The sequence below is a fragment of the Cellulophaga sp. Hel_I_12 genome (assembly GCF_000799565.1).
Taxonomy (GTDB): domain Bacteria; phylum Bacteroidota; class Bacteroidia; order Flavobacteriales; family Flavobacteriaceae; genus Cellulophaga.
In genome coordinates this window covers 1,044,805-1,058,207 of record NZ_JUHB01000001.1, presented here as the reverse complement: position 1 = coordinate 1,058,207, position 13,403 = coordinate 1,044,805, and the positions used below count along the sequence as shown (strand labels likewise).

Below are 13,403 nucleotides of genomic sequence, written 5' to 3'. Positions count from 1 at the left end.
ATGATTTTGTTTCTAGCACTTATTTCAAAGGTTTAAAAAAGTAGGGTGTATAATTCGGTAATAATTCAGGATGAAAAATATGAATTAAATCTTTTAATACTACATCAGGGCGGTTTGGAGCCAATTCATAATAGATGACCCCACCAGTACTGCCCACAGTTCCCGCAAACGAATAAACTTGTCGCTTTTTAAAAGCATCAAATTGTTGGTAATGTGGACTATTTTCTAGCATTGCATTATGGCTTGTAAATTGCGCAGGGGATATCCAGAAATCAGCGCTTTGCCCTTTTTCTAACACACTTTCCCAACTTAAAGAAAGACTCCCACTTTCTTCGTTGTCATGATATATATAGTTGGCGCTGGCATCTGAAATAAATTGTGCCGCCCAACTTTTTCCTCCTGGCAAATACCAGATGTCTTTGTAGATGGCACCGCTAATTACCTGAGGCTTATTTGTGGCCGTTTTTGCTAATGCTTTTGCTTCTTGATAGGCAGTAGCTACTTCTAAAAAGTAGTGGTCCGCTTCTTTTTCCTTATCAAAAAAAGCAGCGAAGAACTTAATCCATTCCGCTTTACCTAAAGGGGATTCTTCCATCCAATCACCATTGTATACCACCGGAATTTGGGCGGCTTGTATGGTTTCGTAGTTGTTGTTTTCACTATTCAAACTATAACCAACAACTAAATCGGGTTGCAGTGCAATAACCATTTCGGTATTTAATGCTCCGTTTACACCTAATTCTAAAATTTTTCCAGTCTCCACCAAAGCTCTTGTTTCCTCTGAAGAGATGTATCTGGTATCCGGAAAACCTACTAGTTTGTTCGCGACACCCAAACTTTCAAGAGCAGGGACATGTGTGGTCGAAGTTACGATTACTTTTTCAATAGGGACCGCTACAATAGCGTCGTAAGCTTTTTTGTTTAGCTTAATCTCCCGTATTTTTTCTTTGGGAACCAAAGCATAGGTAAATGCCTTTTCAGCACCTGGCCAGGGCGATTTTAGGGTAATTAGGGTCACGCCTGAATCTTGTTTTTCAATCGTAAAACCTTTAGCAAATAGCAGTTCTTTACTGGTATGATGAGTTTCAATCGCAGCTTCCTTTTTTTCTAATTTACAGGAAAAAGAGAAAACAACGAGTAAGAATAGTAAGCTATGCTTCATGGTAGACAAATAAAACCTGTACTATGACAAAGGTCACATTTTTAATGCTTTTCATATAGTAATTTTGCTAAAACTTTTAAAAAATGCGAAGCGACTCCAATGTAATCATCTATAGTATTGCTGCTGTAATTCTAGTTCATTTTTTAGTCGGAATTATTTGGCTCGCGATAAAAATGAATAAGAAAAAATAATTTTTTTCTATTCGTTCTTATTTTAAGTAATACCTTCGTTTTGAATTTAGGTTCTAAATAGTTGTTTTTGTAATTGTTTAGATTAAAAGGGAATCTAGTTAAAATCTAGAACTGTTCCCGCAACTGTAAGTTGTGCCGAATCGGCACTGATATTAATGTCAGTTCGTAATAGGCGTTTGTCATTTCTTCATTAACCACTGAGTTTATACTTGGGAAGGTGAATGGCAATAAACAAGTCAGGAGACCTGCCAAATTCAAACAAACAATGTTAAACTTTCGGGATAAAAGTTTGCGTATGGATTTTTATACATACTATGCTCCCGTTTATTCGAAACCATCGAAATGAACAAAAATTTTTTATGTCTATGTGCTATCGTTTTAGCAGGTACAAGTACTGCTGCACAAGAGCAGCAGTACGACTCTATTACACTTCAAAAGCTAGATGAAGTGGTGGTCAGTGATTCTCGATTTGCATTAAAGAGAGAAAACTCAGGTAAAACAGTAATAAAAATTACCAGAGAAGAATTAGAACGCAACCAGGGCAGAACAGTTGCCGAAATTATCACCACCAAAAGTGGTTTTGAAATTAACGGCAGTAGGGGTAGAGAAGGAAATATTCTGGGTATTTTTGCACGTGGGGGTCGCGGTAAACAAGTTTTAGTAATTATTGATGGTATCCGGGTTTCTGATCCGTCATCTTCAGCTTCGGAGTATGATTTACGCTTGCTACCGGTAGCCAATATTGAATCCATTGAAATCATTAAAGGTGCTGCTAGTACGCTTTATGGCACTAACGCTGCTACCGCAGTAATCAACATTAGGACCAAAAAAGCCAGTAAAAAAATGCTTGCTGGTAATTTTCAATCGACAGTGGGTACACAACAAACGGCCGATAATCAAAATTATAATGCTTCTGAATTCACCAATTTGGCGAATGTAAATGGTAGTTTAAAGGGTTTTAGCTATAGTTTAGGAATTACGAATCGGTATTCAAACGGACTTTCAGATATTGCAAACACTCCTGAGAAAGACCCCTATGCTAACTACAGTTTAGATGTAAAACTAGGCTACCAATTTGCTAAAAATTTTAATTTTCAAGTATATGCCAATCAAACGCAATTAGAAACCGCCTACGATGATTCATTTAATGGTGAAGACGCACTGTTTTTCTACAATAGCCAGCAAGAACGTCTTGGTATAGCTTCAAAATATAGCTATTCTGATAAGGGGTCCCTGAACTTAAATGCGGCATTTGCTGAGTATAATTCTGAAAACATTAGTGCTTTTCCAAATGATTTTGAATCCAATAATTATACGGTAGACTTCTTTAATAAATATACCTTCCATAATCAATTTTATACCATAGTAGGCTTAAATTATATTCAAGACGAATCAAAGTTTTCAGTGGATAAAAAAATTACCATTACCGATCCTTATGCGAATATTGTTTATGTTTCTTCTTTTGGATTAAATATTAATGCAGGTGCTAGGCTTAATACAAACTCCGAATATGGCAATCAGTTGGTGTATAATTTAAATCCTTCTTTTACCTATACCTTGAATGAAGGATATATAAAGGCATTGAGTTCGTATGCCACATCCTATATTACGCCATCCCTGGCGCAATTATATGGTTTTTTTGGAGCAAATCCTGACTTACAACCTGAAGAAAACAGAACTATAGAAGGAGGGGTAGAGTATGCCACTACCGCCTTAAGAGTAAGCGCTTTGTATTTTAATAGAGATGAGAATAACCCTATTATCTATGACGGGGCTAACGGCTATCAAAATAGTGCAGGTTTTATTGACGCACAAGGTTTAGAAGCGGAGTTAGATTGGAATTTGAGTGGGGCTGTACAATGGACCGCCAATTATACGTTTACGGAGCGCAAAGGCGACAATGCGATACGGATTCCAAAACACAAGCTAAATACATCTTTTGATATTACTTTGAGCAAGACTACGTTTAGCTCTTTAAACTATGCTTTTGTAGGGAAGCGATTAGATAGTGATTTTTCCACTTTCCCTGCTCGCCAGGTAAATTTAGAAGCCTTTTCAATGGTGAATTTTTATTTTAGTCACAGCCTGTTAGACCAGAAATTAAAGGTATTTTTAAATGTGGATAATCTTTTAAATGAAGAATTTGTGGAAACCATTGGTTTTAACACGCGTGGTCGAAATGTAAGAATAGGCTTTACTTTAAGTTTGTAAAAGTCTGAATGCGTTCACAACAAAAAGGGTCAGCCGTAAAGCTGACCCTTTTTATTTATCCATTAGAATTTTTAGAAATTGACGTTTATGTCTTTATCTATATACATGTGGTCTTTTAGAGGCGTAAACATTTTAGAGCTCGTCATGATAGGAGTTGGTACGTTTACTGTAAAGTCTCTTTTGCCAGAAACTCCTGTAATTTCCTGAAGAGCTCTTGCAAATAAAGGCTCATTAACGTCTCCTAAGATACCGTAATTAGTGGCATCTTCGGCTAGTTCAATGTCAGGGTTAAATCCCGACGTGTAATCAGAGAAACCGGAGGCATTTTCATTTCTACCGACCAGTGGCTGAATAGCCCAAGAATTAAAGGGGTTAATGTTCCGTTCTCTAGAACTCGTATAGATATAAGCACCATTAGGTCTACTAGCGTCATCTACTAAGGTTATAGAAAATTCATTTTTACCTCTTGTGGTGGTACCTAGTAAAATAACATCCATATACGGTCGCAATCCGTTTATAACGAGTTCGCTGGCAGACGCACTACTTCTACTTACCAAAATATACACTTTTGATAAATTTAGTGTATTTATGGCGGTGCCACTAGCCGTTCTGCTAGCAAAATAGTCTTCTAATTGTGCTGGTGTAAATTGTGCTTGTAATTTGTCGTTCCAACGCTGACGAAATAAAAGCTTTGTTTCATCAGTTCCATGAATCATACTTGATAATAAACGAGCTGAGTTAACGGATCCACCACCATTATACCTCAAATCTAGTACTAAATCTGTGATATTCTCAGCCTTTAATTGGCCAAAGGCCGCATTCAAATTTTCATCAAATTCGTTGGTAAAGCCATTGTATAGGATATAGCCTATGTTTTTACCACTCAATACTACAGTTTTCGTCGTAAAAACGGGATTTTCAGTGAGTCCTTCTTGTTTCGTTAACGTTACCTCTTTATCATTTCTACTGATTGTCGTTGCTGTAATATCGGCCATATTAAGGGTGTAGGTGTCGCTATTGCCAAAAAGTAACTCTTCATAATTCTCTAAGGTGAGCGTTTGACCGTTGACACCATTAAAAACCTCTCCCCGCAGGATGTTTTTTGTGGCCGCGTCAGAATTAGGAATAATATAGCGAACAATACCAAATACTCCTCGGCTTGCGGAATTAATTAATCCAAATTCTAACCCGTTACTTTTTGAAATACCAGCAAAATTATTGACTAACTCCTTGTAATCATCGGAATAAAAGCTAAATCTGTCTTCACTAAAACGAAGTTTAGAATCAAAAAAAACTTCAGGGTTTGGAGCAGAAGCTAAAAATTCTTGGTATTCTTGAGATGTAGGAAATTTGGTATCCGCTAAATTTGAAACATCTTGTTGCCAAAAATAATAGGTATTCATAGCTTTCCACATAAAATCTTGAACGACGACATCAGTGTTTACATCATCATCATTATCTGAGCAAGATGTAAATAAGAATACTAGGGCTAGCACTAAGTAAAGTTGTTTTTTCATTTTAAAATACAGCTAAGGTTTAAAATTACGATTAAAAAAGGTAGGCTAGACAATACATTGAAAACAGCCCTAAGCATTCACGATCATTAGGGCTGTTTAGAATTATAAGTATTTACTTATTTAAATTTTATTTCCGTATCTTGAAGCATCACATCTCTATAGGGCTTTAAGCTATTAGAGCTACTTATGGTTTTTATTTTTAAATTTTCAGCTACGGGTGTTAAAAATGATTTCCCTGTAGCACCAGTAATTTGAGCTATGGCTACCGCAAGTAGCGGCTCATTAATTTCTCCCAACTGTCCTAAATTGCCTAAACTTTCTGGTTGCGAAAAATCAGGAACTAGGCCTGTTGTAAATTCCGAAAAACCTGCGGCATTTTCGTTCGTACCCACAAGTGGTTGTAATGCGTATTTATGATTTTTATTAGCATTCTGTAGGGTGGTAGAAAAAAAGTTGGCATACGGAAAACTAATTTTACTTCCATCTGTAAGATCGGCTTGTTGATTTGGATTATCAAGAAGGGTAATTGAAAATTCATTTTTCCCTACCGTGACATCTCCAATATGCACTACATTGATATAAGGTGTTAAGCCATTGATCAATAATTCACTTGCAGACGCACTATCATCTGTAGCTATTACAAAAACACGGGTCATACCCACGCTGTTAATCAAATCGTTATCTATTCTAGAAACAAAAGCATTATCAGATCCGAGTAGTCTAGTCCATTTACCATTCCACTTTTCTTTGGAAAAAAGTTGTCCATTAAATTGTCCGGTGATCATACTAGCCAGCCTAGTTGATGAGGTTACAGAACCACCTAAATTATACCTTAGATCAAGCACCAACTCATCAATATTAGCATTTTTAAACTCTAGAAACGCTGTATTTAATTCATCGTCAAAGTTGCTCGTGAAACTATTGTACATGATATAACCAATTTTTTTACCACCGGTTTCAATAATTTTGGAGATATGAATTGGATTTTCTGTCAACTCTTGCTGTGTTAATGAAATATTGACATCATTTGGAGTTGTAGACCCATTTGAAATTGTCGCAAAGTTTAAGGTATACGTGTCCGCACTCAGTAAATTTAAATTACTATTCGTAATTCTGCCATCAGCGTTAGTTTCTGCAAAGAGTGGCGTGCCATTAACGGCGTAAAAAATATCACCTCTTTGAATTCCTTTAGCAGCTGCATCAGAACCGTTGATGATGTAGCGAACAACACCAACTACACTTGTGCCCCCTTCTGGAGGTCTTGTTAATGAATACTCAACACCAGTAGTTTTTGCAACACCAGCAAACGAATTAAACAAGATATCATAATCGTCCACGATTCCACTAAAACGATCTTTACTAGATTGCACTGCATTATAAAGGTCTCTAGGCTCAGAAAACCCGTTCAAATACGTGTAGAACTCGTTGTTGTCGATAAATCTGTTGTCAGCCAATACAGGTACTTCATTTTGCCATAGGTACCAAGCATTCATACCTTTCCAAATAAATTCATTGACTTCATTAGCAAGTTCAACGTCGGCTACTATTACTTCTTGTTCAGTTTGTTCATCTTTTTTACAACTTGTACATAGGGCTATTGCTACTGAAGCTAGTAGAATAAAGTTCTTTTTCATAATTTTCTTTTTTTTATTACGGTACACAAAACATGCCAAAATAGCTTTTTTGTACTTTGAAATATATACGGTAATAGGATTCAATTAGTTTTAATCGTCCTAAATTAAATACATTAGCGTTAAAAAAAAATTATTTGTAACAATATTCGTTGTAACTCGTCTTGCTAGTATAAACCCTGTACATGGTTTTATCAACAACCTAAACCAAAAATGAAACAAGTAGCATTTATAAACCTTATCATGCCATTTAAAGATAAATTATATCGCTTGGCTAAGCGTTTATTAGTTTCTACGGAAGAAGCAGAAGATGCTACCCAAGAGGTTTTATTAAAATTATGGTCAAAGAAGGCTAGCATAGAAAACTATAACAATGTAGAAGCATTTGCAATGACCATGACTAAAAATTTTTGTTTAGATCGTTTAAAATCTAAACAAGCTGGGAATTTAAAATTGGTACATAGCAATTATACAGACGCCTCTAGGTCTTTGCAAAACCAACTTGAAACCAAAGATAGCGTTACATGGGTTGAGAAAATTATGGCGGAATTACCCGAACAGCAAAAAATGGTATTACAATTGCGTGATGTAGAAGAATACGAGTTCGATGAAATTGCGGTGATGCTTGATATGAAACCCACGGCAATACGTGTAGCCTTATCAAGAGCGAGAAAAACAGTCAGAGAAAAATTATTAGAAAAACACAGCTATGGAATTAGATAATATAGAACAGTTACTTGAAAAGTATTTTGAAGCTACTACAACGGTAGCCGAAGAAAAAATACTTAAAGCTTATTTTTCAACGAATGGGGTTGTCCCCCATTTAAAAGAGTACCAGCCTATTTTTGTACAACTAGAAAAGGCAAAAAATGAGACTTTTAAAAAGCCGCTCCTCATAAAGAAAAAATCAAGTCCCTTCAAATGGATATCTGTGGCAGCAGCGGTTATACTGTTTTTTGGAATTTATTTTATGCAACCTAAAAATGATCCTCTAGAAAATGAATACACGCAAGAAGAAATTGCTTCTGCACAAGAAGCTTTAAAATTACTCGCGTTTAATTTTGATAAAGGCACACAACAGATTAGTTATTTACAAGAATTCGAAAAGAACACCAATAAATTTTTAAAATAAATAAACCCTAATAAAAAAAAATATGAAAAAGTCCCTATTATTTATTGCCTTACTCGTTTTGCCTAGTCTTGGTTTTAGTCAAGATATTTTTGACAAATACGCAGAAAATAACGATGTCACCTATGTTGCCATGCAGCCAAAAATGTTTCAAATGTTGGCTAAAATGAGTATTAGTGGTGATGATCCAGAATCTAAAGATTTTTTCTCTTTAGTCAATTCTATTACCAGTTTTAAGGTCATTACCACAGAAAGTGCTTCAATTTCAAAAGATTTAGATAGTTGGGTAGCCAAAAAGCTAAGTGCTGCTACCTACCAAGAGCTTATGAGAGTGCGTGACGGAGATTCGAATGTAAAATTTTACGTGAAGGAAGGTAAAGATGCAGACCATGTAAAAGAATTACTTATGCTGGTTACGGGATTAAAAGATCGCAAAGAACTGCAAGATGTGGACATGAACGGTCTAAAAATTGAAACTGTTCTATTGTCCTTAACAGGAGATATAGACTTAAAAAAAATTGCCACCTTAACCGATAAAATGAATTTACCAGGTGGAAAAGAATTAGGTAAAGCATCAAAAAAAGGAAAATAAGGAATCATCATTCATCAAAAATAAATAGCAATCATAAACAATCATCAATAATCAAAAACAATCAGTCATGAAAACAATCAGTTTATTTTTAATCGCAACACTATTGCCAATTTTAGGATTTTCACAATCCCTATTTGATCCTTTTGAAAACATGGATAATGTATCGTCAATAGTAGTTAATAAAAACATGATCAACCTTGTCAGTTCTCTCGGAATTGATGAAAATGATCAGGATGCAAAAGATTTTTTAGCTATCGCAAGTGGATTACAAAGCCTAAAAGTTTTTATTACAGAAGATCAAAAGGCTTCCATAAAAATGACCAAAGCCGTCGGTAGCTATTTAAAATCTTCAAAACTGGAAGAATTAATGCGCGTAAAAAGTGAGGATGTCAATGTAAGATTTTACGTAAGAGAAGGCCGAAAAGATACCCATGTAAAAGAACTTTTAATGTTTACTTCAGGAATTGAAAATATTAAGGAAGCAAGCATTGGGAATCGGCAGGTAGAAACGGTTTTACTAACGATGACGGGAGATATAGATTTAGAAAAAATTAGTGCTCTAACCAATAAAATGAACCTTCCTAAAGAACTCAACCAAGCAAAGAGAAGTAAATAAAAATTTATAAAATTTTAAAAAATCCAAGACCATGAAAAAGATGATATATCCCTTAGTTGTAGCATTGGCTTTAGTCGTAGTAAGCTGCTCATCAAACCAAAGTTTAGAGGAATACTATGTAGATAACTCAGAAAACCCCAACTTTATATCACTTGATTTGCCGGTAAGCTTATTGAATTTAGATAAGGCCACATTAACTCCGGAGCAAAAAACAGCTGTTGCCTCCTTAAAAAAATTAAATATTATAGCCTTTAAGAAAACCGTAGATAATTCAAGTGTTTTTATTACAGAAAAGGCCAATGTAAAAGAAATTTTAAGGAACGGAAAATACGAAGAGTTAATGAAGATTAACACGAGTTTTGGCAAGGGAATTATGAGTTATTCAGGAGAAACTGAAGCTATAGACGAATTAATCGTCTACGGCGATAGCGATGAAAAAGGGTTTATGTTGGTACGAGTGCTAGGCGACAATATGAATCCGGCTCACTTAGTGCAATTAATGGATGCCATGAAAAGTACAGACTTTAGTGGGGATCAAATTAAAGCTTTAGGTACATTTTTCGAATAAAAAAAGTTAAAATACTTGAATAATCCTGTTTTGATGCTATGCAAAACAGGATTATTTGTAGGGTACTTATAGATCTAAAAAAGATGCCAATGATAGGTTCACTATATCACTTTTTATAAGGCCTAAAGAGGTTTTAAAGTTATAAAAATTGCTTTTTCTTACGGTATGTAGCGGCTTTACATCCTTAAATGCCTGTGTAATTACTTGGTGTGATTTGTTTTAATTCGGTTTTGATGCTTTCAGAAACCTTTAAAGTGTCGATAAAATTGGCAATAGTGCCTTGGTTGATTTTTTCGTTAGTACGTGTTAAGCCTTTTAAAGCTTCGTAGGGGTTAGGATACGCTTCCCGTCTTAAAATAGTTTGAATCGCTTCGGCTACCACTGCCCAATTGTTTTCTAAATCTTGCTCGAACTTTTCTTTATTTAACAATAACTTGTTTAAACCTTTTAGGGTAGATTGAAAAGCAATCATCGTGTGTGCAAAAGGTACGCCTATATTGCGCAACACGGTGCTATCCGTTAAATCTCTTTGTAATCTTGACACGGGTAATTTTGCGGATAAGTGCTCGAATAAGGCATTAGCAATACCTAAGTTTCCTTCAGAGTTTTCAAAATCTATAGGGTTAACCTTGTGGGGCATTGCGGATGAGCCTACTTCCCCTGCTTTTATTTTTTGCTTAAAATAATCCATAGACACATAGGTCCAAAAATCGCGGTCTAGGTCTAAAATAATGGTGTTTATCCTTTTTAAATTATCAAATAAAGCGGCCATATGGTCATAATGCTCTATTTGGGTCGTTGGGAACGAATGGTATAAACCTAATTTCTCTTGAACAAACTCTTGTCCAAATGATTGCCAATCAATACTTGGGTATGCTACTTTATGTGCATTGTAATTTCCTGTTGCACCACCAAATTTTGCTGCACTTGGGATATCATTCAATAAATTAAATTGCTCCTTTAGGCGCACTACATACACATGAATTTCTTTTCCTAGTCGAGTAGGGGAAGCTGGCTGTCCATGAGTTCTTGCCAGCATAGGAATGTTTTTCCACTCAGAAACTAAGGCTTCTAATTCTTCTAGAAGCTCAAAATATTGAGGTACATACACCTCGTTCATAGCGTCTTTTAAAGAAAGTGGAATGGCGGTATTGTTTATATCCTGAGACGTTAATCCAAAATGAATAAATTCTTTATGTTCTGCTATATGCAAAGCATCAAATTTGTTTTTTATAAAGTATTCAACCGCTTTTACATCGTGATTGGTCGTTTTTTCAATCTCTTTGATGGCCTGTGCATCTTCAGAAGTAAATTCTAAATAAATTTTTCTTAAGGCTTCAAATTTTGTTTTGTCAAAGCCCGCAAGCTGAGGTAAGGGGATTTCGCAAAGCGCTATAAAATATTCAATTTCTACATGTACACGATACTTTATGAGCGCTTCTTCAGAAAAAAAATCAGCTAATTTATCTACTTTATTTCTATAGCGACCATCTATGGGTGAAATCGCATTCAATTTATTTAAAGCCATTGTAATTGATTGGTTTTATTGAAGTGGCAAAGATAGGGTTTATTAGTCAAAAGTCTAATGTCAAAAGGCGAATGTCGAATGGCAAAAAAACCAAAATCCAGTACCCAATACTACTTTATTTTAGCTAAGGTCATTCTAGCTCTTGCTTTATAGGCAGCACTGCCATCGGCATAGTTTTGTGTTAGTATTAATTTCAGTTCAGGTAAAATCCATTTAAATTTTCTTCCCAATAATAATAATGAGGTCATAGCGTAGGCTTGTGTTGCGACTTTATGGGGATTGATTAGCCAATCAAAACAAGCTACAGTGATTTTTTCTAGATGTGCATCGCTAAGGCTATTTTTAGTGGGTATGCTGTGTTGCCTAAAATAGGATGTGGTTAAGTATTCACATATTTTAGCTAAAGGCCGCATAGCAGATTCTAAATGTACGGTACTTAGTTTCGAGGTAAACTCATCTAAATACGGATAAATAAATGCTAAATTTTCTTTTGCTGTAAATTCTAATACCCAACATGCTTTGCAAGATATGGGGTCATCAATGGTAAATGCCATTTTAAGTAATGGTTTTATTAAAGCCGTATTTTCAGAAACTAAAAGGGCCATTTCCATTCTTTTTTCACGTGAATGATTTACATGGCTTAATGCTTCCTGTACTGTTGTTACTGACATCCGTTACGCTTTATCTGGGAAAATTTGCAATTAGCTTGCTCACTAAATCTGGCACGCCGTTAACAGCGGTTTTCTCTATAATGGTTAAATTATTAAAATCGTTTTTCCGGACACTAGGTTTTGGGTCTACCACATAGATAGGTGTGTTTTGCGAAATAAAATTCACTAAACTTGCGGCGGGATAAACTTGCATTGAAGTCCCTATGATGATTAAAATATCAGCTTGTTCGGTGATTTCAATGGCTTTATCAAAAAGCGGCACTTGTTCGCCAAACCAAACAATATGAGGTCGTAATTGGTATCCGTTGGGGCAAGTATCGCCTAAAAGTAAGTCTTTTCTCCAGTCTAAAGTTTCATCATCAGTGCCATCTGTTCCTCCAGAACTTCTTACTTTTAATAATTCGCCATGCAAATGTACGATCGAAGAACTCCCCGCTCTTTCGTGTAAATCATCAATATTTTGGGTAATGATTGTCGTATTAAAATGCGTCTCTAGTTCTATAAGCGCTTGGTGTGCCTGATTTGGCTTTACCATTAATAGCTGTTGGCGCCGTTTGTTGTAAAAATCTAATACCAATAAAGGATTTTTTTTAAAACCCTCAGGAGAGGCTACTTCCATCACATTATGCCCCTCCCATAAGCCATCTGCGCCTCTAAATGTTTGGATACCGCTTTCAGCGCTAATCCCTGCACCAGTTAAAACAACAATTTTTTTCATTACCCTAAATTTTTTATACGTACTACATTGAAATAGCGAAAAATGTATTTATACTGAACAACGGTACGCTTCATTGGAACACTTATACTTTTGAGGAACAAGCAAAAAATAATGTTCTAAAGGTTCAACATAGTTCCCTGTAAAAATAAGCATTTTAGATTTTTCTTAAGCTTTTAAAGTACCAATCCTTTAGTTCGCTTATTATTATAATGATCGAAAGGATGATAACCTAATTACATATTTTGAAAGTCGTCATAGCTTGTGAAGAGCTACTAAAACCAAGTATTAGGTGATTTTTATGTATCTTTAGTCAGCATCAAATCTAGTCTATGACTTTAGCACTTTATGGTATTTCAGGTATTATTTTACTAGCGACGGTATTGATATTTCTCGCCCCTAAAACCTATGAGGTGTCAAGATCAATAGAGATTTTTGCTTCAAAAATTACGGTGTTCGACTATGTACGTTATTTGAAAAGGCAAAATGAATGGTCGCCTTGGTTTAAAAAAGACGCTCATATGAACATAAGAATTACGGGTGTGGACGGACAAGTAGGGGCCATTAATTATTGGAGCGGAAATAAAGAGGTAGGTGAAGGCGAGCAAGAGATCATGAGCATCGTAGATGGCGAAATGGTGGAAATGGAACTTCGTTTTTACAGACCGCTCAAATCTATTTCGTATTGCAGCTTAAGAGTGGAAACTATTACAGAAGCAAAGACAAAAGTTATTTGGAGTTTTAAAGGAGAAACCAACTTTCCAATGAACATTTTTACACTTTTTGTAAATATGGATAAAATGGTCGGAACAGATTTTGAAGAGGGTTTAGGTACTTTAAAATTAATTGTAGAGCGTTCTTGGGATGCGTGA

13 protein-coding genes and 1 riboswitch are annotated in these 13,403 nt (G+C 35.5%); of the genes, 7 read left to right on the top strand and 6 right to left on the bottom strand.

Annotation, left to right across the window (positions count from 1 at the left end):
* Positions 1–19 precede the first annotated feature (19 nt).
* On the bottom strand, positions 20–1,162 hold the full coding sequence (locus tag GQ45_RS04895) for an ABC transporter substrate-binding protein (protein ID WP_047415569.1): 1,143 nt from the start codon (positions 1,160–1,162) through the stop codon (positions 20–22).
* Between the two features lie 222 nt (positions 1,163–1,384).
* A riboswitch (cobalamin riboswitch) is annotated at positions 1,385–1,621 on the top strand.
* Positions 1,622–1,695: 74 nt separating this feature from the next.
* On the opposite strand from GQ45_RS04895, the gene GQ45_RS04890 reads away from it, so the two are divergent.
* A complete protein-coding gene (locus tag GQ45_RS04890) occupies positions 1,696–3,564 on the top strand; it encodes a TonB-dependent siderophore receptor (RefSeq protein WP_047415567.1) in 1,869 nt (622 codons plus the stop codon).
* A gap of 71 nt (positions 3,565–3,635) precedes the next feature.
* Here the strand turns inward: GQ45_RS04890 and GQ45_RS04885 are convergent, their stop codons facing one another.
* Entirely contained in the window at positions 3,636–5,081 is a 1,446-nt protein-coding gene (locus GQ45_RS04885) for a S41 family peptidase (RefSeq protein WP_047415566.1), read from the bottom strand.
* A 116-nt stretch (positions 5,082–5,197) separates the two neighbouring features.
* A complete protein-coding gene (locus tag GQ45_RS04880; RefSeq protein ID WP_047420043.1) occupies positions 5,198–6,715 on the bottom strand; it encodes a S41 family peptidase in 1,518 nt (505 codons plus the stop codon).
* A gap of 210 nt (positions 6,716–6,925) precedes the next feature.
* Between GQ45_RS04880 and GQ45_RS04875 the strand changes: the two genes are divergently transcribed.
* The 5 genes from GQ45_RS04875 to GQ45_RS04855 all read left to right on the top strand — a co-directional run bounded on the left by GQ45_RS04875 (position 6,926) and on the right by GQ45_RS04855 (position 9,617).
* Positions 6,926–7,435, top strand: coding sequence for an RNA polymerase sigma factor (locus GQ45_RS04875; protein ID WP_047415564.1), 510 nt, complete (start codon positions 6,926–6,928; stop codon positions 7,433–7,435).
* Positions 7,422–7,844 carry a hypothetical protein gene (locus tag GQ45_RS04870; protein WP_047415562.1) on the top strand — a complete coding sequence of 141 codons (423 nt, stop codon included), beginning with the start codon at positions 7,422–7,424 and terminating at the stop codon, positions 7,842–7,844. Before GQ45_RS04875 ends, GQ45_RS04870 begins: the two co-directional genes overlap by 14 nt.
* A 22-nt stretch (positions 7,845–7,866) precedes the next feature.
* Positions 7,867–8,433, top strand: coding sequence for a DUF4252 domain-containing protein (locus GQ45_RS04865; RefSeq protein ID WP_047415560.1), 567 nt, complete (start codon positions 7,867–7,869; stop codon positions 8,431–8,433).
* Between the two features lie 67 nt (positions 8,434–8,500).
* The gene (locus GQ45_RS04860; protein ID WP_047415558.1) at positions 8,501–9,049 is read left to right on the top strand and encodes a DUF4252 domain-containing protein; all 549 of its coding nucleotides are present in this window, start codon (positions 8,501–8,503) and stop codon (positions 9,047–9,049) included.
* 31 nt (positions 9,050–9,080) lie between these two features.
* Entirely contained in the window at positions 9,081–9,617 is a 537-nt protein-coding gene (locus tag GQ45_RS04855; protein WP_047415555.1) for a DUF4252 domain-containing protein, read from the top strand.
* 184 nt (positions 9,618–9,801) lie between these two features.
* On the opposite strand, the gene purB is transcribed toward GQ45_RS04855, so the two are convergent.
* The 3 genes from purB to GQ45_RS04840 form a co-directional block, all read right to left on the bottom strand.
* Entirely contained in the window at positions 9,802–11,145 is a 1,344-nt protein-coding gene (gene purB / locus GQ45_RS04850; RefSeq protein WP_047415554.1) for an adenylosuccinate lyase, read from the bottom strand.
* A 110-nt stretch (positions 11,146–11,255) separates the two neighbouring features.
* Complete coding sequence (locus GQ45_RS04845; protein WP_047415551.1) at positions 11,256–11,816, bottom strand: hypothetical protein; 561 nt, start codon at positions 11,814–11,816, stop codon at positions 11,256–11,258.
* Between the two features lie 10 nt (positions 11,817–11,826).
* The gene (locus GQ45_RS04840) at positions 11,827–12,534 is read right to left on the bottom strand and encodes an NAD-dependent deacylase (protein ID WP_047415549.1); all 708 of its coding nucleotides are present in this window, start codon (positions 12,532–12,534) and stop codon (positions 11,827–11,829) included.
* 329 nt (positions 12,535–12,863) lie between these two features.
* Between GQ45_RS04840 and GQ45_RS04835 the strand changes: the two genes are divergently transcribed.
* Positions 12,864–13,403: an SRPBCC family protein gene (locus tag GQ45_RS04835; protein WP_047415548.1), complete on the top strand. Its 540-nt coding sequence runs from the start codon at positions 12,864–12,866 to the stop codon at positions 13,401–13,403.